The sequence below is a fragment of the Cytobacillus pseudoceanisediminis genome (assembly GCF_023516215.1).
Taxonomy (GTDB): Bacteria; Bacillota; Bacilli; order Bacillales; family Cytobacillaceae; genus Cytobacillus; species Cytobacillus pseudoceanisediminis.
In genome coordinates this window covers 1,454,639-1,476,260 of sequence record NZ_CP097349.1, presented here as the reverse complement: position 1 = coordinate 1,476,260, position 21,622 = coordinate 1,454,639, and the positions used below count along the sequence as shown (strand labels likewise).

Here is a 21,622-nt window from a genome sequence, read left to right as displayed (position 1 = left end):
TTGAAGCCCTCCTAAATGATATTATTTTTCTTCAATTCTTCTAATCTCTCTTCATCGAACCCAAGAAGGCCAGTGTATATTTCATGATTATGCTTGCCCATTTCTTCCGGGCCGGCATGCTTCACTTCCCCTGGTGTCCTGCTTAATTTTGGCACAATGCCAGGCATCGGGAATTCTCCCAGCTGCGGATGATCTACTTTAATAATCATGTCGCGTTCCTTATAATGCGGATCTTCCAGAATATCTTTAGCTGTATAAATGAGCCCTGATGGAACGCCCTTATCTTCAAGAATTTTAAGCGCTTCTTTAGCAGGGAGAGTCTTTGTCCATTCCTCGATCATGGAATCAAGAAGCTTCATGTTTTCTCCTCTTGCATGGTGGGTCGCGAATCTTGTGTCATCTGCCAATTCCGGCTGCTCCATGGCCTCGCATAACCTGCGGAACACTCCATCTGCATTGGCTCCTATAACGATGTAAGTTTTGTCCTGCGTGAAGTAAATGTTGGAGGGAGCTACACCTGGCAGGATATTGCCCATCCTTTCCCTTATGTATCCTGCTAAAAGATAATCCGGAATAATGCTTTCCATTACGGAGAATACAGATTCATAGAGGGCCGTATCGACAACCTGTCCCTTTCCGGAGCGCTCCCTCTCGTGTAATGCAACAAGACAGCCAATTGTAGCAAAAAGTGCAGCCAGCGTATCACCCATTGATACACCAATTCTTGATGGCGGCCTGTCAGGGAAACCGGTTACATTTCTGAGCCCGCCCATTGCTTCACCGACGCTGCCAAATCCTGCTCGATGCTTATAGGGTCCTGTCTGTCCATAGCCCGAAGTCCGTACCATGATTAATTTAGGGTTGATTTCGGAAAGTGCTTCATAGGATAGATTCCATTTTTCCATTGTCCCCGGGCGGAAATTCTCAATGACAACATCGGCTTCTTTAATAAGCTCCCTTAAAACCTGCTGTCCTTCTTCCTCCCTGAGATTTAACGAAATCGATTTTTTATTCCGCGATTGAATAGGCCACCAAAGCCCTATTCCATCTTTTGATTTTCCCCAATTTCTCATGGGATCTGATTTACCCGGAGGCTCGACTTTAATAATTTCAGCACCGAAGTCACCTAGAAGCCGTCCGGAGAATGGTCCTGCTAAAAGCGTGCCCAGCTCGATGACTCTGATATCTTCCAGTGGAAGCTGTTTTTCTGACATGGATTTCCCTCCCTGATATTTCTTGAATGCACTGTTAAGTTTTAATTTTCTTAATCTTGTATACAAATTTAATTGTTTGTATACAATAAGTCAATGTAAATTTTATTATTTTTCTGAAATTTCATTAAAAAGCCTTATATAATCATGTTTTATAATAAATATTCAGAATATTTGTTGTAATAATACTTCTGTTTGTATACAATACAATTGAGGTGTTGATATGGATGCATACGAATTTATTAGAGATGCCATTATTGAAGGGAAATTTGTCCCTGGCATGCGGCTTGCTGAGGAATCATTGGCTAAAGAAATGAATCTTAGCCGCACTCCTATTAGAGAGGCTATTAAGCAGCTTGAAGCAGAAGGCCTCGTCATTCCATTAAAGCGCGGTGTCAGCGTAAGGCATTTTACAAAAGATGATATCCGGCAAATCTATGACCTGCGCACTCTTCTGGAAGGGTACGCTGCCAGTCAGGCGGCGATACACCGGACAGAAAATGATCTGCTGGAAATGGAAAGAGCTAATATTTTATATGAAGAAGCCATTAGCCGATATGTGGAATCTGATATGGACAGCCTGAAAGATATTGTTCAGGTAAACCAGAAGTTTCATGAAACGATAGTGGCTGCTTCAAAAAATGAGCATATACATTTCCATATTTCAAAGGTTGTCGTGGTTCCAATCGTGTTCAGATCCTTCTATTGGTATAACAGCTTTCAGCTTAAACAATCCCTAGAGGTACATAAAACCATTTTGGAAGCAATCAAAAATCGGGAACCCGAGCGTGCCCGCATTGCCATGCATGAGCATATTTATCAAGGCCGTGATCATGTTTTGAAGCACCTGGAACAAATTAAAAACATTCATCTGCTAAAGGAGGAAGTAAAATGATTGAAATTTGTGAAGTTGGTCCGCGCGATGGATTGCAAAATGAGTGCAAAATTGTTCCAACGGAAACAAAAGTTGATTTGATTACAAGATTAATTGATTCCGGCATCCGCAATATAGAAGCTGTTTCTTTTGTCAATCCGAAGGTTGTTCCTCCCATGGCTGATGCAGAGGAAGTTTTGAAATCGCTTCCTAAAAGAAATGGCGTCCGGTTCGGCGGCCTGGTTTTAAGCCGCTCTGGTCTTGAACGGGCACTCAAGACCGATGTGGATTTTCTTCATGTTGTTACAACAACAAGTGATTCATTCAATTTACGGAATGTGAAAAGGACTGTTGAGCAGGCTGTTGGAGAACTCTCTTTAGTGATTAAGGAAGGAGCTGCATCAGGAAAGGGTGTGGCAGGGGTGTTGGGAACGGCATTCGGCTGCCCTTTTGAAGGTGATGTACCTTTGGAAAACGTCCTGAAAGTGGCAGAGAGATTTATAGAAGCCGGCTGTACGGAAATCACCCTCGCTGATACAACGGGTATGGCTTATCCCATCCAGGTCCAAAAAATAGCAGAGTCATTTTTTGATGCCTTTGGAAAGGACCTTTCGCTTGGCCTCCATTTCCATAATACACGCGGTTTGGGACTGGCAAATGTTTTGGCGGGATATCAGGCAGGTGTCCGCCGCTTTGATTCCTCCATTGCCGGGCTTGGCGGATGTCCATTTGCCCCAAAAGCAGTCGGAAATGTTTGTACAGAAGATATGATCAATATGTTCCACGGAATGGGTGTTAATACAGGGACAGACCTTCCTTCAGTACTGGAAACAGCAAAGTGGATGGAAACAGTGATGGAACGGCCGCTTGATGGGATGTTGATGAAGGCGGGAATAGCTTAATTGCAGGAAAAGCCATCTTTGCGGGTGGCTTTTTTGGGTCTGAGATGGCGGCTGAAAGTTTTGTTTGCAAGTTTTACTGATTTGTTTGCTGAATTTTAGGTTTGTTTGTTAGTTTGGTGTTTTTATTTGCAAATTTTTAAATTTATTTGCAAGTTTAAGGTTTTTATTTGCAAAGTTCACAATTAGAGGTCTCCAATCAAGGTTTTATATAATACCTATTCTTCTTTTCACCGCCATGCTGAAGATTCATCTGGCCAAGTAGTCTTGGTGCAGAAAAAACAGATGTTAAATGGGGAAACTTGCGAAATTCAGCATTTGTAATTGACGGTTTAATCAGATAAATATAATCCTCTACAGCTTGATGATGTGCCGTATCGGAAGTGGTTTTACATACTGGACATCTCCACAATCCCCAATGATAAATCATTGGCAGTGAGCCACATTGAGGACAGTGCACACCAGTAAGAATTGTATCTGGATTTATTTTTATAAATTTCATTACATCCATTTCATGCTCTGACATGTTTTTTCAATAGTGTATGGCTAATTTTTTTATTTGTTTTTCATTTAATCTCTCAATAGAATATGATTTTTCAATAGAGGTCAGTTTACTTAATAGTCGGTGTGCATGAAGAACTTTACTGGAGGTTTGTTTAGAAGGTGATTTTTTGATGGTGGAAGGACTGCTGATAAAGACGTCAAATTCTATCGGGATATCCGGGAAACCATTTGCAGCCAGCCTCTTTTTTAATTGCCGGCTTTGGTGTTCAGCTTTGGAAATCGGGTCGTGGAAAGCTTCCTCCTTTTCGTTATGGATTCGGATGAGCTGGTGGAAATTGGGTTCAAGGATGAAGGTTCCGTTCCAGTTTTTTACCTTAAGGATCATGGCAAATCTTTTTGTAAGGAGTAAAGTATCCATATGAAAAAATTGTTTTCTATTTGAAAGACGCAGCCCATGAAAGATTCTATATTTCTTTTCATCCAGAAAATCTAAATAATAATCCAGCTTTTGTTCACCTATAAATCCAGCTTTGCGCTTGTTTAATTCAGATGCAGCTTTCTCCCTCCCATGTTCCATTTCTGGAATACGCCTTAAAAGTGCATGAAGCTGCATAATGATTTCTGGTACCCTCCTTTCTTTTTCGATCAAATAAAACTTCTCCTATACACAATAATAATAAAAAGAGTTTAGGTTTTTGACCTAAACTCTATAACTTAAATCTGCTGATCAACCCTTTCAAATCCTCCGCCATGCTCGTAAGCTGGTCAGCAGAGAGTGAAATTTCCTCCATTGATGCAGCCTGTTCTTCCGTTGAAGCAAGTACACTTTGTGTGGCCATGGCTGATTCATTTGCCACATGGGAAATTTCGTCCATGGACTGAACCATTTTCTGCGAACCGACAGACATTTGCTGAATGGCTGAAGCGACTTCCTCCATTTGATTCGTCACCGTGCTGACTGACTGCTGGATTTGTGCGAAAGAATCACCTGCATCCTTCATGACTTCCATTCCTTCAGTTACTTCATGATTAACCAAGTCCATTGTCTGGACAACCTGATTGGTTTCTTCCTGGATTTTTGATATCAGCTGGCTGATTTGCAGGGTGGATTCTGCAGACTTTTCAGCGAGGTTTCTAACCTCGTTTGCTACAACGGCAAAGCCTTTTCCCTGCTCTCCTGCGCGGGCCGCTTCAATAGCAGCATTTAAAGCCAGAAGATTTGTTTGAGCGGCAATGCCTGTAATCACTTCGATAATCTTTCCGATCTCCTGTGACCGCTGGCCAAGGCCTTTTACTACTTTGGATAAATCCTGTACATTTACATGAATGGAGTTCATTTGGCATGCTGCTGTTGAAATGGATGCAGAACCATGATTTGCCTTTTCCAGTGAATCGTTGATTTGCTCTGTAACCTGTTCTGAATTTGCCGCAACCTGTGTCAGGCTTTCGGACATCTGCATGATGACATGGGAAGCAGTTCCGACCCCCTTGACCTGATTATCGGCACCTGCTGCTACTTCTTCAATGACCTCAGCTATGTGGCTTGTTGCCATATTTGTCTGCTGGGCACCTGATGATAGCTGCTGTGCATATTGTGTGACTTCGTTAGAAGCTATAACCACTTTATTCAGCACTTCCTGCCAGGCAGCTGCAGTATGATTCAAAGCTGAAGCAATCGATCCAAGCTGTCCCACTGATTTTTCGTCAAGTCTTGTGGACATATTTCCATCTGCAAGTTCATCGATAAAGGCATTAATTTTGCTGATGGGTGCAATAAACTTTCGGTAGTTCATAAATGCGGATAATATTCCAGCAAGCGAACCGAGAATCATAATAAAAGCAATGGTAATCCAAAACGCATTGCCTTTCAATCCATTACCAACGCATACTGCAACGCTTATGATCAATACAGTCGGGATAATAACGATTAAAGTACGGAGCATATAGCTTAGTTGACTCATGAAACGGACCCCTTTTTCTATCATTTATTATTATAAAAAAATGATTTACAAATTCCTCCTCAACTATCTTCTTTTACCATCTGACAATTTGATTATAGTGGATGAAAGGAAAATATATCAATATATTTCGAAAGATTATTTTTAAAATAATTGAAATAGTTCGTCAGTTTTCCGCAAATAGAAATGCCAGCCTTCCAAGAAGCTGGCATTTTACTCATATCTATTCAGCTGCAGCAGTCCTTCTCTCTTTTTTAGCCATGGAAAGAACTGCAGTGCCAAGAGCAATAATAATAAAAATACTGCCTGCAGCCGCATTATATTCTACTGAGGTTGTCTCGATCATGATGCCGCCGATCATGCTTCCGAATGCCATTCCCATATGAACTGCGGAGTTGTTCAATGTTTGCTGGATATCAGAAGTTTCGGGTGTCACTTCAATTAAATAGCTGTGTATGGCCGGTGTGACCGCCCAGCTGAGCATACTCCAAATGACTACCGTAATCAGGAAAACGGGCAGAGAAAAAGCGGCAAACGGCAATGAGAAAAGGGTAATGCCAAACATGGCAAGAAGCGTCAAAATGACAGATTTTGCACCAAAACGGTCTGCCAGGAGGCCGCCGATTCCTCCTCCGATGACAGCCGCAATTCCGAAAATCAGGTAAACAATGCTGACCCAATTGCCGTCAAGCTCCATTTTCATCTTCAGGAATGGAGTAAGGTAACCGTAAAAAGTTAAATGGCCAGTCATTAACAGGAACGATGTTATCTGTGTTAGAGCGATTTTGCGGCTTTTCAGGGTTTTAAGCTGGTTGCCTATTGGAACAGCGGGCTTTGGAGCAACTTTGCCCATAAAGAAATGAACGCCTGCCATTGATATGACTGTCAGTGCAGATATGAGAACAAACGGAGCGCGCCAGCCAAAAACATTTCCAAGCATCAAGCCAATGGGCACACCCAGCACAAGGGATGCACTGATTCCCATAAAGACGATGCCGATGGCACGTGCACGATATTCTTCTGTGACGATGTAGGAAGCCATTGTCATACATAATGCGATAAGCAGTGAGCCGCTTGCTGCCGCTAAAACCCGGCCAATTAATAATACACTGTAAAAGGGGCTAAGTACGGCAACAATATTACCGGCCAAAAATACAGCCAATGATATCATCATTAAACGGCTGCGTTCCATTTTAACCGTAATCGTAAGCAGGACGGGCGCAGCGATGGCAAAGGCGAGCGAGAATACAGTAATTAACAGACCTGCCTGCCCAAACTGACACCCAGATCTGATGCTACAAGATCCAGCAGCCCGCCTATAATCAATTCCACCATTCCAACAACAAACGATATGATTGCTAATAAATAGATGCGTTTATCCAAGCTGAACTTCCTCTCTAGTATCAAGCTGTTCAAAAATTTTAATAAAATAACATCTTAACATACCAAATAGATTAAGCTCAAAGGATAGAATAATCTAAAAATAATAAATGCTGCTTTGTAAATATATTTTCTTTATTGGGATAAAATATAAATACCTTACTAAAACAACTTCCATAAATTACATGTTTGAATATAACAATTAAATAGGAATGTAAATAACAAATACTGTAAAGGAGTTGATTCATTTGTTGGACAATCAAGCAAAGAAAGAGCGCAGTTTATCCCCTCTAGTATCATCTGCTGTTGACGAAATACAGCCTGCCGGTACAACTCCTGCTGACACAAATACCATAAAAAGCATCGAACCTGAATTTGATCTTTCCGGAACAGTATTAAATGACTATAACTAAGTGAAAATCCCTGCGGGTCTCCTGCAGGGATTTATTTTTGTACTTTGATAACTGTCTAGCGCAAGCAGCCTACCCCCTCGAGGTGATGCCCCCAGGACAAGGAAGGCTTCGTCAGCATAATCATCGCACGACCAAAAGCGGCAGCTTTTGGGAGGATGGGGGTCATGCAGACGTTGCCACAGGACGCGGCGTTCTTAGACTGCGTTCCTTCGTGGGCAAGGCGCTTCCGCTTTTCTTTTGGCAAGTTTGTCCGATTCGCAGCATATGCATGTAGTATTCCTTGTGTTTAACTTGGAAAATAACCAAATGGAGCAGGATTTATGATTTATTTGTTAGTGGTTATTTTCATTATTGTTCTTGTCATGCCTTTTCTTTCTGAGTTCGTGGAAAAAAATCTGGAGATGTTTTTGTTTGTGATGGGGCTTTCAGCTGCACTGGCAAGCGGAGTTCTAAATAGCGGACTTTTTGTAAAAGCAGCACAGGAACCAGTAAAAATTACGCTTGCTGTCTTTATTGCAGGTCTGCTGTTTAAATGGTTTCAGGCAAATTTGGAAAGAAGCATCCTATCCGTAAGCCGGATTATGCCTTTTCGATTATTTGCAGCTTTGACTGTGATTTTTCTTGGGTTAATTTCAAGTGTTATTACAGCTATTATCGCTGCGTTAGTTCTTGTATTAATCGTCAGTGCGCTTCGGCTGGAAAGAAGCTCTGAAATCAGGCTGACCGTACTCGCCTGTTTTTCGATTGGCCTGGGTGCAGCCTTGACGCCGATTGGCGAGCCGCTTTCCACCATTGCAATCAGTAAAATGAAAGAAGACTTCTTCTTTTTGATGGAATTGGTTGGACCGCAAATTACCGTTGCCCTCCTATTTTTCGGAATTATGGCCGCACTTGCTGTTAAGCCGCCTATTTCAGGGAAAGCGTCCTTTACTAAAAAGCCTGCTAGTGAAAACTATGAAGAAATCTTTGTCAGGGCTTTGAAAATATATTTCTTTGTCATGGGCCTGACAATGCTTGGGGCCGGGTTTGAACCGTTAATCAATCACTTTTTAATAGGTTTAAATCCGCTTTTATTATATTGGATCAATATGATCTCTGCCGTACTGGATAATGCAACACTTGCAGCTGCTGAAATTAGCCCATCAATGGACCATTTTACGGTTCAATCCATCCTCCTTGGACTGCTGATCAGCGGAGGAATGCTTATTCCAGGCAATATTCCCAATATTATTGCTGCGGGTAAACTGCAGATTACGAGTAAAGAGTGGGCAGTATTTGGTGTTCCTTTTGGGTTGGTCACGATGATTGGGTATTTTGTGCTTATATTGGTCACGGGAAATTGAAAGGGGATTGGCGGCCCGTTTCAATTTCCCTTTCAATCTTGTTCACATAATATTATTATTGTATATCCAACAATATTTTTCCGGTACTCATTCGGCTTTCGATCAGTTTATGGGCTTCAGCTGCTTCTTCCAAAGGAAACCTGTTCCCAATTCTAATATTCAGTCTCTCTTCTTTTAAAAACTGCATGACTTTTTGTGCTGTTTCCCTGAGTGATTCCGGACGCTTCTTTCTTGTTGTCCCGAGGCTGTAGCCCAAGGCAGAACGGCAGCTCTTATGCAGGTCATTCGTGTTTATGATCCCTGGTTTGCCGCTCGAATTGCCGAATTGGATAAGTCGGCCATATTCAGCCAGACAACTGAAACTTTTCTGCGTTATGCTGCCGGCAAGGGAATCCAGGATAATATCCGCACCTTTTCCACCGGTTATTTCAATTACCCTTTTTGCAAAATCAATCTCTTCGTATACAATGACATGATCTGAACCTGCTTCCACAGCAGCAGGCACTTTCGTTTCATTGCCAACAGTTCCGATAACCAGATCTGCTCCTAATATCTTTGCCATTTGGATTGCAGTAGTGCCTACCCCACCTGCTGCTGAATGAACCAGAACGGTTTCCCCATTTTGGATTCTTGCAATATCTGCAAGCAATTTATAAGATAAGAAAGAAACAGTCAGGGATGCTGCAGCCTTATCCAACGCTACTTCATCCGGCACTGCAAACGTCAGGTTTTCTTCAGCTGCAGCGTACTCACCATAAGATCCTTCAGAAGGGAACGCTGCGACGCGATCTCCAATTTTGAATTTTGTAATTTCACTCCCTATTTCCACTACTACCCCTGCTGCATCAAGGCCGGGAATAAACGGAAATCGGCCAGTTCCTCCCTGCCCAATTCTCGCTTTCACATCCGCAAAATTGACGCTTGCATTTTCCACTTTAATCAATACTTGATCCCGCTTTATTTTTGGAATTTCCATTTCTGTGTAAATTAGTACGTCCGGACTACCGTATTGTGTGACTGCAATTGCTTTCATATGATTGGCCTCCATTTATGTAATCCTTTAACATATTCGATATTTGCGAAGAATAAGCCTCTTTTTGCTAAATCTGACTACTCGAATTAAGGCTATAAAAAAGAAGCTGCATTTCGCAGCCTCTCATTATAATGACCCATTCATTTTCATACTGGCAGCTATGTTTCTCGCTGTTCTTTCCATATATATTGCTGCCTTTTCCAAAGCTTCAGGAAGGGTTACAACACCTGGAACAATGCTGAATAGAGCATCGATTCCGTGTTCATGAACAATATCGCTGTCGTCAGATAAAGAACCTGCAAGACCGATTACCGGTATCCCATGTTTCTTTGCCGCTCTAGCCACACCGATTGGCGTTTTTCCATATATGGTTTGGCTGTCAATTTTTCCTTCTCCAGTAATGACAAGGTCCGCATCCTTTACCTCATTTTCAAAGTCTACGGCATGAAGGACGATTTCAATCCCTTTTTTTAAGTCTGCATTTAAAAGGGCAAGCAAACTTCCGCCTATTCCTCCGGCAGCGCCTGCTCCCTCAATATGGCGAAATGATTTGCCGAGGGTGTTTTCGACCACATCTGCGAAATGCCCTAAATTCTGATCCAGCAGCTCGACCATCTCAGGTGTCGCTCCTTTTTGAGGGCCAAAGATAGCCGAGGCACCTCTTGGACCGGTTAAAGGGTTATCAACGTCACAGGCCACTTTGAAATGGACATCTCGGATCCTTGAATCAAGGCCTGACATGTCTATTGCTTCCAGCTGCACAAGCGACCCTCCGCCTTGTCCGATTTCACTGCCGGTTTTGTCAAGGAGTTTACCGCCTAAGGCTTGAATCATTCCAGCTCCTGCATCATTGGTAGCACTACCGCCAATTCCAATAATAATGTGCTGAACTCCTAAGTCCAATGCAGCTGTGATTAACTCTCCTGTTCCCCTGGTTGAAGTAATTAAGGGGTTCCGTTTTTCTGAAGGAACCAAATGCAAGCCTGACGCAGCTGCCATTTCAATGACTGCTGTCTTTCCATCCCCCATTAATCCAAAGAATGCTTTAACAGGTTCCCCGAGAGGTCCTGTAACAGTTCGCTCTATGATCGAACCTTCCGTTGCATCAACAAGCGATTGGACTGTTCCTTCTCCGCCGTCAGCCATCGGCATTTTTTTATAATCAGCTTCGGGAAATATGAATTTAAAACCTCTTTCAATGGCATTCGCAGCCTCAAGTGCCGATAAACTTTCCTTAAATGAATCCGGGGCAATCACGATTTTCATATTTGATCCTCTCCCTTTCTATTAGCCAAAAAGCTTAAAGACTCCAAATATAAGTGTAGAAATGACTGCAAGAGTTAAACCGATAAGCGATTCATATGGCATCAGCTTCAGGCGTTCTTTAATATCCATATTGACACTTCCTGCCGTTGCGTGGAAAAAGCTTCCGTGCGGCAAATGATCCAGTACGGTTGCACCTGCATGGATCATGGCAGCGCCTGCAAGCGCTGATACTCCCAATCCTAAAATGGTACTGCCAAACACACCGCTTGCCACTGCTGTACCTGCAGTTGTGGATGCTGTAGCAGCTGACATGAAAATACCAGAGACAGGCGCCAGCAGATAGGCTGGAAGACCTGAAGAGGTTAATCCATTAATGATCACATCTTTTAAGCTTGAGTTTGCTATGATTCCAGCCAGGGTTCCTGTTCCAAGAAGCATAATGGCAACGCCTGACATCTTGTTTAAACCTGAAATAGCATACTCATTGATTTTTCTTGTCTTCTTCATCGCAATGGCTCCGATAATTCCCCCGGCTGGAAGTGCCACCATCGGATCAATATTGATATCAAATAATGGGCGAAGCGCCAACAAAACAATCGTAACCAGCGGCGCAATCATGGCAGTGATAAATAATGGAAGCTTTGTATTACTGTTCACTTCCACTTCCCCATCTGAGATAGCTGAACCCTTATTTACAAGTTTCTTTGCAATGAAATACGTAACAGCAAGTCCGAATATGGCCGGGATGATTCCAGCAGCCATAACCGAAGTAAGCGGAACACCGAATGCGTCTGAAGCTGCAATGGCATTTGGGTTGGGTGACATGATGTTCCCTGCTTTCCCTCCACCAATCATCGCCAGCAAAATGGCTGTTTTGGAAAGTTTTGCCCGTTTCGCGATAGCTAAGGCAATAGGTGATACGGTAATGACTGCCACATCAACAAATACACCGACCGTTGTCAGGATCATTGTTGCCACTGCTAAGGCTAGCAGCGCTCGGGTTTCTCCCAATTTTTTAACTATTGTTTCGGCAATCGAGGAAGCTGCGCCAGATTCTATCAGTACTCCTGCCAATATACCCGCAGCCAGGATTCTGAGCACCGCCGGTATGATGCCTTTTGCTCCTTCCATCATTAAATTAACAGTGCTTGCAATATCTGCTCCGCCGACTAAACCGCCTATTAAAGCACCTGCAACCATTCCATAAGCAGGCGGAACTTTTTCAAGATTAATAGTATGGCAATGACTAAGGCAGTTATTGCTCCTAAAGCGCTTACAGTTACATCCACATTTAGCCCTCCCATGATGATTAGCTTATAAATCTATTGTAAGCGTTTGCCTTTTCTATTACATCGTGAATGATGATGAAAAAAACGGATAGATTTCTCTATTAATTGTGCAATCGCACAATTAATTTAAGTCGTTTACTAATTTTGCCACATAAAGTTCGAATAGCATCTTTACATTACGCGGGTCTTTTCCCGTAAGTTCTGTTATCTTATCCAGACGGTATCTCAGGGTGTTGCGGTGGATAAATAAGTGATCCGCTATTTTGCCAAGATCGCCTCCTTCTTTTATGAAAACATCAAGCGTATGTGCCAGTTCCCCTTTTTTATCCTGAGCAAGGAGCCGGTCATAGAAAGAAAATGTATGTTCTTCCTTTTGGGCGAGCATGGATAGCTTAATATCCAGCCAGTACGTTTCATAACTGTAATAATCGGCGTCACGATGAATCTTTGGACCAAGGACAGTCAGCTGCTGCGCATGCCGATAGGAGGACTTCAATCCGCTTATGTTCTCCGATGTGTTTCCAATAGCAACTGCCGCCTTCCTCTTTGAAAGGCCGGCGATCCTCTTTAAAGCAGCGATTTGTTCCGTGGGCTCCCCTGCTTTCAATATGACAATTTCATTATTGAACGTAACCCCTGTTAAATCCTGTTTTCCCAATTCAAAAAGGATGTCAGTGATCAGCTTTTGATTCATGGTTCCAAGGTCTTCGTGCAGCTTGAGCACAATCACGGTTCTCGGGATTTTCAGGTCATATCCCAGGAAGCCGGCCCTCTCTTCTAACCACGCTTCATTCAATGGTTCTTCAGAAATAAGGAGGTTCACTATCTCACTTTGGAGCCGCTGCTTCCATTGTACTCTCTCCAAAAGAAACGATTGCTCCAAAACCAGTTCTGCTGCCATTTTAACAAGCTCTGCGAAATTCCTGATTTGCTCAGGTTCCCCCGTTATACCGACAACACCAATAATTTGATTATGAAAACGGATCGGCAGATTGATTCCAGGCTTGGCCCCCTTAAGCTCGGCGGCACTTCTTTCATCAATCTCCACACTTTCCCCTTTTTTAGGACCAGCAGAGCTCCATCATGAACCTGATTGATCCTTTCCTTTTCACCAGAACCGATAATAACCCCTTCTTCATTCATAACATTTATGTTTTTTTCAGAATTTTCATAGTCCGCTCCACTATTCCCTGAGCGAGTTCATAAGATAAAAAATGCACATTCCCCGCCGCCTTCCTGCTTCGTTACTATCAATGTACCATAGTAGATTTGCACAATAAAACAAAATAAAAAAACCGTGTGTCAGGACACGGTTGAGGAGTTGATTATTTTAATGAGGACAGATATGCCCATTTACTTTCCCGCTCATCCTCCGACAGGCGATAGCGGTCATCCAGCAATTCGGCGAGAAGCTCATTTTTCTCAGCTGAATGAATAGAAAGTTTTTTAATATGTTCACGGCATTTTGCCAGAAATTCTGAATATCCCGTCCAGCTTTCATCAAATTGTTCATCCAGCTGTTTTTTTAGCATCCGGGTCAGCTTGGGGCTTGCGCCATTCGAGGTGACTGCGATTTGCAGCGGACCGCGCCTTACAGCTGCCGGAAAGATTGCATTTCCTTCTCCTGCTTCATCGACAACACAGACAAGCTGATATAAATCAAGCGACCTCGCCAGCTGCTGGTTGGTTTCACGAATATTTGTGGCCAGAATCGATAAAAAAGCATCTTTAAAATCTTCAGGATGCGCCTCCCGCTGAATGAGCTCATACCCTCTTTGATGGGCAAGACAAATGATATCGTCGGTAAAATCAGGAGCAACAAAAGTGATATTGGCCCGTTCTCCATCAAGTGTTTTCGCTTTTCGAAAGGCAATTCTGCCGCCGCCTGCAATAACGATCTTCTTGTTGGTTAAATTAATGAATAACGGCTGCATTCACATTCACCTCTCCATTCGCTTTTTCAGCGACTAGATTCTGGATGGCCACATGTTTTCCTAAAGTATCAGTAAGGTTCACAGAGGATCCTGCTTTTATTTTCTTATTGACCTCTCTTACTACCTCACTTAATAAAAGCCCCGAGAATAATAGATAAGGAATGACGATGATCCTCCCTCTGGCCTCATTGCAAATGGAATCAAGTCCATCCTTGAAGGACGGCGCAGCAGCTGCCAAATAGCAGACTTGCACATTCCTTATACCAAGCCGCTGGCTGATTCCCCTTTTGATTGAGTCAAAGGATTTAAGAATTGAAGGGTCACTGCTTCCTCTCCCTACAATTAAAAGCGAATCATTAGAACGGATTGGCTGTGCTTCATCTGCCGCAAGTTCTGCAATTGCGTCAAGAATGCTGTCCCGGACTCCAAACGGATCCGCCATCCTTACAGTTATGGCCGGATGCTTTTTTATTAAAGGGGCAACCGCTTCAGGGATATCCTGCTTAATATGACCCGCAGCCAGCAAAAATAGAGGCACAATCACAATTTCTTCCGCGCCCTCATGGACACAGTATTCAAATCCAGCCTCAATGTCTGGCTCTGTTAATTCAAGGAAACAAAGCTTTTGTATAGGAGCGTCTACCTTTTTCATGACACTCCTGATAAAAAGAGATGCTTCGGCAGCGCCTTTTTTAGAACGTGTGCCATGGCCGATGTATAGGACAGCTTTCATTTGGCGCCTCCTTTCCTTGATGGACTTTCTTCATACTGCTTAATCGTAACCTATCCATGCACCACAGGCAGATGAGGCGCAATTTCCTCTTCGAACCAATTAATTTTATGATGCATTTTTACAACTTCCCCAATGACAATCATGCTTGGATTCGAAATTTTTGCTTCTTTTATTTTGCTCTCGATATTGGCAAGCGTGCCCGTAACTGTCCGCTGATTTGAAAGAGTTCCCCAGTGTACGAGTGCAATTGGTGTTTGAGTGGATTTTCCGTTTTGAATGAGATTTTTAACAATATTAGGCAAGTGGGAAACACCCATATACACACAAATCGTGTCAACTGCATGTGCCAGGTGGGCCCACTGGTGTTCAGCTTCTTCGTTTCCGGCCTGATGTCCGGTGACAAAAGCGAAACTTTTGCTTAAGGTACGGTGTGTTACAGGAATTCCCGCATAAGCAGATGCCGCGATTCCTGCAGTCACTCCAGGTACAATTTCAAATGGCACATCATTATTGGCACACTCTTCTGCCTCTTCCCCGCCCCTGCCGAAAACAAATGGATCACCGCCTTTTAGCCGGCAAACCAGCAAACCTTTTTTTGCATATTTAACAAGCAAGTGATTGATGGTTTCCTGCTTCATGACGTGATGATTGGGAAGCTTGCCGCAATAAACGAGCTGCGCTTCTTTTTTTGCATGATTTAACAGCTCCCGGTTCACTAGACGATCATATAGAATGACATCTGCCTCCTGCAGGCAGCGCATTCCCTTAACAGTCATAAGTTCCGGATCTCCCGGGCCGGCACCTACTAAAAAAACTTTTCCCGTCATTCTCATGACCGCCCTTTCTGTAATATCTTATAATATATGCCTTTTAATGCTTTTCCTAAGCTAATAATCTAGTTGTTTTCTATAATACCATTTTTCGGGGTGAAATAGTAGGAATTATTTTTTCAGAAAAGGAGTCTCCTATTAAAAAGAGACTCCCGGTTTTTATAGGATATTCTTCTCACGCAAATGTGTTAATATCTGCCCGACTGCTTCTTCTACTGTGTACTGGTCAGATCGGACCGTGATTTCAGGGTTTTCAGGTGCTTCATACGGGGAATCGATTCCTGTAAAATTCTTTATTTCCCCGCGCCGTGCTTTGGCATATAATTTCTTTGGGTCCCGCCGTTCACATTCTTCGAGCGGACAGTCGATGAAGACTTCAATAAATTCTCCTTCTTCAAACAGCGCCCTAACCGTTTCTCTGTCCGAACGGAATGGAGAGATAAAGGCAGTTGTGACGATCTTGCCGCTGTCCACAAACAGCTTCGCGACTTCCCCAATACGCCTGATATTTTCATTTCTGTCGGCTTCTGAAAAGCCAAGATCTTTATTTAAGCCGTGTCTGACATTGTCGCCATCCAGTACATATTCATTGATTCCCTGGCGAAACAGTTCGTGGGATACAGCATTTGCAATTGTTGATTTGCCTGAGCCTGATAGCCCGGTAAACCACAGGACCACACTTCCATGGCCGTTCTGAGCCCGCCTGTCTTCCTTCGTAATCGCAGAGTCATGCCAGGTGATGTTTGTTGCCTTTGTCATTATATCCGCCCCTTATACCGTTTCTTTTTCTCTCATGCCTTCAATTAATACTTCGACTACCTCTTTGCGGCTGAAAGTGGAAGGCGGCAGCTCCCCGTTCCGGAGCATTTCCCTTACCTTTGTGCCGGATAGAATGACACGGTCTTCTTTGCTGTGAGGGCAGGTTTTATCAGATGCCATGCCTTCGCACTTATTGCAGTAAAAGCTGTGCTCAAAGAACAGCGGTTTGATGCCAAGCTCCTCTTCTGTAAAATGGCTGAAAATATGCTGCGCTTCATATGTGCCATAATAATTGCCGACACCGGCATGGTCTCTGCCGACGATGAAGTGTGTGCAGCCGAAGTTTTTCCTTGCAATGGCATGGAAGATTGCTTCACGCGGCCCCGCATATCTCATTGCTGCGGGATAGACAGCCAGCTGGGTGCGCTCTTTTGGATAGTAATTTTCCAATAGGACCCGGTAGCTCTTAAGACGGACATCAGCAGGGATATCATCTGATTTTGTTTCCCCTACAAGCGGGTTCAAAAACAGTCCATCCACCGTTTCCAAAGCAGCTTTTTGGATGTATTCGTGTGCCCGGTGTACAGGGTTCCTTGTCTGGAAGCCAACCACTGTTTTCCAGCCTTTTTCTTCAAATAGTGCCCTTGTTTCTTTAGGCTCAAACCATACATCCTCCGCTACGCCTTTACCAGGTTTTTTAATCAGCGTTACCTCGCCTGCAGCATAAACCGGACCGCGTTCAAAAAGCCTTTTCACTCCTGGGTGTGCCAGCTCTTCCGTCTTGTAGACTTCGCTCGCTTCCTTGGTTAAGTCAGGCTCATACCATTCTGATACAGTGATGACTCCGTACACTTCACCTTCGTTTACCAGCTTAAACTTTTCACCGGCTGTGAGCTCTTTGGCTTTTTCCGCTGAAACCGGCAGTGTAACCGGAATGGACCAAATGGTTCCGTCTGCTAATCTCATTTTTTCAACAACAGATTCATAGTCTGCTTTTCCAAGGAAACCTGTCAGAGGACTGAATAAGCCAACACCTATAAGTTCCAGATCACTCAGTGCTATGGCGTCTATTAAAATTTCTTTTTCAATTCCTGTCAGGTCATAATTTGGATTATAGTTTTGAATTAATTTTCCTCCATGAGGTTTCGGCAGAGCCATTCTTCATCAACCTTTCTTTTTCGGATTTACTTTTTTCAGTAATCGGACTTGCAGCAGCTGGTGCCTGATTCATTAAGAATTTCACTCCGAATACGGAGATTAGAACACCGGCCATAGCAATCACCGGATATACATTTTGTTCAATGAGCAGCTGGATGAGCGTATAGGATAGGACCATCGATAATACCGGTGAAACAACCCATACAACTAATAGCTGAATGACGATGTCCTTCTTGAAGACTGATCTTCCCTGCTTTACAAATCCAATTCCGATGATGGAGGAAGTGGTGATTTGCGTTAAAGGGACAGGGATTCCAAAAACGGAAGCGATCGTAACAATTCCTGCTCCTGTTCCTGAAATGACGCAGCCTTCTTCAAGACGGATTTTTGTAATTTTTTTGCCATTTGTTTCGAGGACATTTTTCCCCAGTAAAATGGCTCCTAAAGCAACAAACAGCCCTCCCCAGAAGATTCCGCTGCCAGTGCTCATAATGCCTGCACCAACAAGCGGGCCGACTGCATTGGCAACATTATTCATGCCTGCCGAGAATGCTTCAAACACGCCCATAAAAATGACGAGCATGGCTAAAATCGGAGCAGCCTTAGGCTTTTTAATCAGGTTCTGTACAAAGTTTCTCTTTAAAAATGCGGCTGCCGCTATGGCAATTAAAAAAGCAGCAAATGGAGTAATCAGCCAGAACATGACGATCCAGGCAAGCTTTCCGGCAAATACGGATTGGTAGACGATTCCAGCACCAACAACAGAACCGACTGTCACCTCACTGGTAGACAGCGGGATGCCGAAAACATTTGCAAGAAACAGCGATAATGCGGCAGATGCAATCACAATCAGCGCGATGGCAACTGTGAAGGTTTCTTTAGGGACAATACCGCTTCCCATTGTTTTTACCACTTCTCCTCCGCCAAGCCATGCTCCGAAGAAAACGGCCAATCCGCAAAGAACAAGAGCTAAAATGCGGTTTTTTAGGACACCTGAACCATACGCGATCCCCATGGATGCTGCTGCTCCGCTTGCCCCGATATTCATGGCGAAAAATAAACCGACTGTGACCGCTATAATCGTAAGCATGGTATCATCCTCCCTCTAGCTCGTGTGAAGGCCACATTCCGTTTTGCCAGTCCCGGACCATCGTCCGGCACGGGAATCGCCATTTTCATCGACTGCCTGTGTACAGGGAAAACAACCGATGCTTGGATATCCATTGTCATGCAGGGTGTTGTATGGCAGGTTTTTTTCCCTGATATAGCCCCAAACTTCATCCCATGTCCAGTGAATCAGCGGGCAGATTTTGATATTCTTGAACTTTTCATCCCTGTTAAGGAATTGAGTATTCGCTCTTGTCGGCGACTGCTCCCTCCGAAGGCCAGAAATCCAGGCCTGCTTTGGTGTTAATGCTTCTCTTAATGGAATCACTTTGCGGATCTGGCAGCATGAATTGGGCTCCCTTTTCCAAAGGGCTGAACCATATTCTGCAGCCTGCTGGTCCAGTGTCAGCTTGGGCTCTTTCCGCTCAATCCGAAGCGTTGGGAAACGGGCCTCGATTTTATCAATGACTTCATAGGTTTCAAGGAAGTGGAGCCCTGTATCCAAAAAGACAATATGTGCATCAGGTTTGATTTCGTGTATTAAGTCAATCAGCACAATGGCTTCTGCCCCGAAACTCGATGCATAGACAATCTTGTCGTCAGGATAATTTTTATAGGCCCATTCCAATACATCTCGGGCGCCTTTTGATTTATCATCAATTCGGAATGCATCAGAGATCTGATTCCAATTTTCATATGTCACTGCAGTGCTCATCTTGCAGTACTCCTTTCACTTTCTTGAAAATTTTTTCTCAACCAAAAAAGGCAGTCTTCCCGCCTGAAAAAATCCTTCAGGAGGAAAAACAGCCTCTAGTTTGTCTAGTCAGCGCGCTTATTTGGTTGAAGACGAACCTTTTCGTTCTTCTCAAGTTGTATGACTTTGCCATCCTGGACGACCAATGTGATCGATCCGAATTTAATGCTCCCTAGCATCTGCTTCAAGTGAGCAGATAACTCTTCCCAGTCAGCCTGTTTCAGTGAGGCTCGCCTCCTTTATTTAGTCTAGGAAATTATAAGTTTATTAGTTTATTTTTGGTGATGTTGAGATTAATCCTACCATACCCATAGGAATTGTCAACAACTTATTTAAATAAAATTATAAAAATCTGATAAATGGGCTTTTCTTCACTGAAAACTGTTAAACTTACTTGATTTTTTGGTAAAGTACCAGGTCTTTATGGAACTATCCACGCTGAATCACCCTTGGTTATTTGAGATATTCGTTTTGAAATGGCTATTATGCAGGATCTTTTGGTTCTTGTTTGAGATGTAGTATCTATTATGGGGATTGATGCAGTTTCTTTGAACTTTTGCTGGAGAAGCTGCATCGAACTTAGCGATTGACGCTAGTTATTTTGGTTCTTGTTTGAGATGTGATATCTATTATGGGGATGGTGCATCATTTTATAACTTTTACTGGAGAAGCGGCTATAACTTGAAGATTGACCCAGTTTCTTTTGGACTTTGTCCAAAATGTTTTGTATATCCTGAGGGTTGACGCATATTTTTTACTTTTGATAAAGATGCTTTAGGTTGACGCTGGTTGCTATTGCTTTAACCAGAGATACGCCATTCAGCTCATTAAGGCTTCCCTTAGGCTGGTTTTTGCATAAAAAACACCCCCGGCAATGGCCGGAGGTGAATCACTTTTACTCATCAGCTTCTTCACTTTGTCTTGTTGTCTGTTCAGGCAAAGTATCCCAGAAGCTTGTGTCAGCAGAATTGATTGAACCATCTGCTATGGCTTTTACTGCCGCATCGAGTGTCGTGATTGTTTGCTTGATGAGATAACCGTTGCTCTTTTGTCCAAGGGCATAAGGCTCATAGTTGTGGTCGGACATTCCGCGCATTTCAAAAAGCAGGGTAGAAATGTCGTAACGGACAGCAGCCCCGTTTCGGCCAATGTTTTCACCTGTTCCGCCGACATATTTTCCAATATGGCCCCAGCCTGTATGGTGAAGTGCATTAAACACTACTGAACCCAGCTTTTTGGATTTTTCAAGAACCTCAGGTTTTACGTTGCTGTTAGTTGGATAAAGAATGGATCCCGATACCAGCTTTCCTTCTGTTTCACTTAAGGTACCCTGATGATGAAGATCGATCATGTAATCAATTTTGTATTTTTGGAACACGTTTTCATGGAGTACACGTGCCTCAGGCTCCATTTCGCTTGTCTCTTTATCATGTTCCCGGTTCAAGTCCACACGATTTGCATTATAGCGGGTTAAATGGCGATCGCCATCGGCAAGATAATCGTCAAGTGAGAAGTTCACATCTCCCATTGCTCCATCCGCGTTCAGCATAGGTATCACAAGAATATTGACATCTTTAAGGACTCCGCCTGACTTGCCGGTGCCAAGGTGCTTAATAAACTCCAACGCTCCTTCAGTTGTCAGCTGCTCATTCCCGTGCTGCTGAGTCAGAAATAGAATGGTCGGATTTTCAGGATTGGATATGTATTTTGCCATGTAAATATCACGGCCCTTTACTGTCTGGCCGATTACTTCAAGCTGCATGGCCTCCTGCTTGGCATCCTGCGTCTTCAAATATTCTGTTAAACTATCATATGTATGCAGAATGGAAGTCTGAATGGATCCATTGCCTGCGCCTGGACCATTTCCAACGGCACCTGCAGGCATCCCCACTGCTGTAACTGCACCTAAAGCCATTAAACCGGATAGTGATACAGAAAGAACTTTTTCTTCAAAGTCATAAATACATACCCCCAAATTAATAGTTATCTTTCACTATTAATTCTAGTGAACTAATTTAAGAGTGATAATAGAGTATGATGCCTATTCTTTTGACAAATTTCGCATTCCGAAATAAGTATAAAATGAGGAGTTTACTAACAAATTATCGTGTAAAATTAATCCAAAATTACCACTTGAGAGACTAGATTACAAAAAATCCCTTTTTTCCAGGTGTAAA

At 43.2% G+C, this 21,622-nt stretch carries 19 protein-coding genes and 3 pseudogenes; 4 read left to right on the top strand and 18 right to left on the bottom strand.

Features of this window, described 5'->3' with window-relative positions:
- Positions 1-11: 11 nt before the first annotated feature.
- A complete protein-coding gene (locus M5V91_RS07830; RefSeq protein ID WP_009334427.1) occupies positions 12-1,214 on the bottom strand; it encodes a CaiB/BaiF CoA transferase family protein in 1,203 nt (400 codons plus the stop codon).
- 220 nt (positions 1,215-1,434) lie between these two features.
- Here M5V91_RS07830 and M5V91_RS07825 point away from each other — a divergent pair, with 220 nt between their 5' ends.
- A complete protein-coding gene (locus tag M5V91_RS07825) occupies positions 1,435-2,106 on the top strand; it encodes a GntR family transcriptional regulator (protein ID WP_009334426.1) in 672 nt (223 codons plus the stop codon).
- Positions 2,103-2,987 (top strand): hydroxymethylglutaryl-CoA lyase, encoded by an 885-nt coding sequence (locus tag M5V91_RS07820; protein ID WP_251174545.1) that lies wholly within the window; start codon positions 2,103-2,105, stop codon positions 2,985-2,987. The genes M5V91_RS07825 and M5V91_RS07820 overlap by 4 nt, the downstream gene beginning before the upstream one ends.
- Before the next feature lie 196 nt (positions 2,988-3,183).
- On the opposite strand, the gene M5V91_RS07815 is transcribed toward M5V91_RS07820, so the two are convergent.
- The 4 genes and pseudogenes from M5V91_RS07815 to M5V91_RS07800 all read right to left on the bottom strand — a co-directional run bounded on the left by M5V91_RS07815 (position 3,184) and on the right by M5V91_RS07800 (position 6,829).
- Positions 3,184-3,495, bottom strand: coding sequence for a hypothetical protein (locus tag M5V91_RS07815; protein WP_232292520.1), 312 nt, complete (start codon positions 3,493-3,495; stop codon positions 3,184-3,186).
- Between the two features lie 21 nt (positions 3,496-3,516).
- Complete coding sequence (locus M5V91_RS07810; RefSeq protein ID WP_009334423.1) at positions 3,517-4,137, bottom strand: nuclease-related domain-containing protein; 621 nt, start codon at positions 4,135-4,137, stop codon at positions 3,517-3,519.
- 58 nt (positions 4,138-4,195) lie between these two features.
- Positions 4,196-5,449 carry a methyl-accepting chemotaxis protein gene (locus tag M5V91_RS07805; RefSeq protein WP_251174544.1) on the bottom strand — a complete coding sequence of 418 codons (1,254 nt, stop codon included), beginning with the start codon at positions 5,447-5,449 and terminating at the stop codon, positions 4,196-4,198.
- A gap of 220 nt (positions 5,450-5,669) precedes the next feature.
- Positions 5,670-6,829 (bottom strand): annotated as a pseudogene (locus M5V91_RS07800) (MFS transporter).
- 245 nt (positions 6,830-7,074) lie between these two features.
- Between M5V91_RS07800 and M5V91_RS07795 the strand changes: the two are divergent.
- Positions 7,075-7,239 (top strand): hypothetical protein, encoded by a 165-nt coding sequence (locus M5V91_RS07795; protein ID WP_217024701.1) that lies wholly within the window; start codon positions 7,075-7,077, stop codon positions 7,237-7,239.
- A gap of 320 nt (positions 7,240-7,559) precedes the next feature.
- Positions 7,560-8,582, top strand: coding sequence for a DUF1646 family protein (locus tag M5V91_RS07790; protein WP_251174542.1), 1,023 nt, complete (start codon positions 7,560-7,562; stop codon positions 8,580-8,582).
- Between the two features lie 55 nt (positions 8,583-8,637).
- Here M5V91_RS07790 and M5V91_RS07785 read toward each other — a convergent pair whose 3' ends face one another.
- The 13 genes and pseudogenes from M5V91_RS07785 to M5V91_RS07725 all read right to left on the bottom strand — a co-directional run bounded on the left by M5V91_RS07785 (position 8,638) and on the right by M5V91_RS07725 (position 21,360).
- Positions 8,638-9,615: a quinone oxidoreductase family protein gene (locus M5V91_RS07785; RefSeq protein ID WP_251174541.1), complete on the bottom strand. Its 978-nt coding sequence runs from the start codon at positions 9,613-9,615 to the stop codon at positions 8,638-8,640.
- Positions 9,616-9,741: 126 nt separating this feature from the next.
- Entirely contained in the window at positions 9,742-10,881 is a 1,140-nt protein-coding gene (locus tag M5V91_RS07780; protein WP_251174540.1) for a glycerate kinase, read from the bottom strand.
- Between the two features lie 21 nt (positions 10,882-10,902).
- A pseudogene (locus M5V91_RS07775) lies at positions 10,903-12,185 on the bottom strand (GntP family permease).
- Positions 12,186-12,291: 106 nt separating this feature from the next.
- Positions 12,292-13,390 (bottom strand): annotated as a pseudogene (locus tag M5V91_RS07770) (CdaR family transcriptional regulator).
- A 105-nt stretch (positions 13,391-13,495) separates the two neighbouring features.
- On the bottom strand, positions 13,496-14,104 hold the full coding sequence (locus M5V91_RS07765) for a precorrin-2 dehydrogenase/sirohydrochlorin ferrochelatase family protein (protein ID WP_251174539.1): 609 nt from the start codon (positions 14,102-14,104) through the stop codon (positions 13,496-13,498).
- Positions 14,085-14,858 carry a sirohydrochlorin chelatase gene (locus M5V91_RS07760; RefSeq protein ID WP_284522264.1) on the bottom strand — a complete coding sequence of 258 codons (774 nt, stop codon included), beginning with the start codon at positions 14,856-14,858 and terminating at the stop codon, positions 14,085-14,087. The genes M5V91_RS07765 and M5V91_RS07760 overlap by 20 nt, the downstream gene beginning before the upstream one ends.
- Positions 14,859-14,887: 29 nt before the next feature.
- On the bottom strand, positions 14,888-15,664 hold the full coding sequence (gene cobA / locus M5V91_RS07755) for a uroporphyrinogen-III C-methyltransferase (protein ID WP_019382737.1): 777 nt from the start codon (positions 15,662-15,664) through the stop codon (positions 14,888-14,890).
- Between the two features lie 162 nt (positions 15,665-15,826).
- A complete protein-coding gene (gene cysC / locus M5V91_RS07750; RefSeq protein ID WP_009334411.1) occupies positions 15,827-16,426 on the bottom strand; it encodes an adenylyl-sulfate kinase in 600 nt (199 codons plus the stop codon).
- A gap of 12 nt (positions 16,427-16,438) precedes the next feature.
- A complete protein-coding gene (gene sat / locus M5V91_RS07745) occupies positions 16,439-17,584 on the bottom strand; it encodes a sulfate adenylyltransferase (protein WP_019382736.1) in 1,146 nt (381 codons plus the stop codon).
- The gene (gene cysP / locus M5V91_RS07740; protein ID WP_284521969.1) at positions 17,538-18,674 is read right to left on the bottom strand and encodes a sulfate permease; all 1,137 of its coding nucleotides are present in this window, start codon (positions 18,672-18,674) and stop codon (positions 17,538-17,540) included. Before cysP ends, sat begins: the two co-directional genes overlap by 47 nt.
- Before the next feature lie 15 nt (positions 18,675-18,689).
- Positions 18,690-19,406, bottom strand: a complete 717-nt coding sequence (locus M5V91_RS07735; RefSeq protein WP_009334408.1) for a phosphoadenylyl-sulfate reductase — start codon at positions 19,404-19,406, stop codon at positions 18,690-18,692.
- A gap of 104 nt (positions 19,407-19,510) precedes the next feature.
- Positions 19,511-19,624 carry a YezD family protein gene (locus M5V91_RS07730; protein ID WP_064497444.1) on the bottom strand — a complete coding sequence of 38 codons (114 nt, stop codon included), beginning with the start codon at positions 19,622-19,624 and terminating at the stop codon, positions 19,511-19,513.
- Positions 19,625-20,340: 716 nt separating this feature from the next.
- Entirely contained in the window at positions 20,341-21,360 is a 1,020-nt protein-coding gene (locus M5V91_RS07725) for a M14 family zinc carboxypeptidase (protein ID WP_284522263.1), read from the bottom strand.
- Between the last annotated feature and the right edge of the window lie 262 nt (positions 21,361-21,622).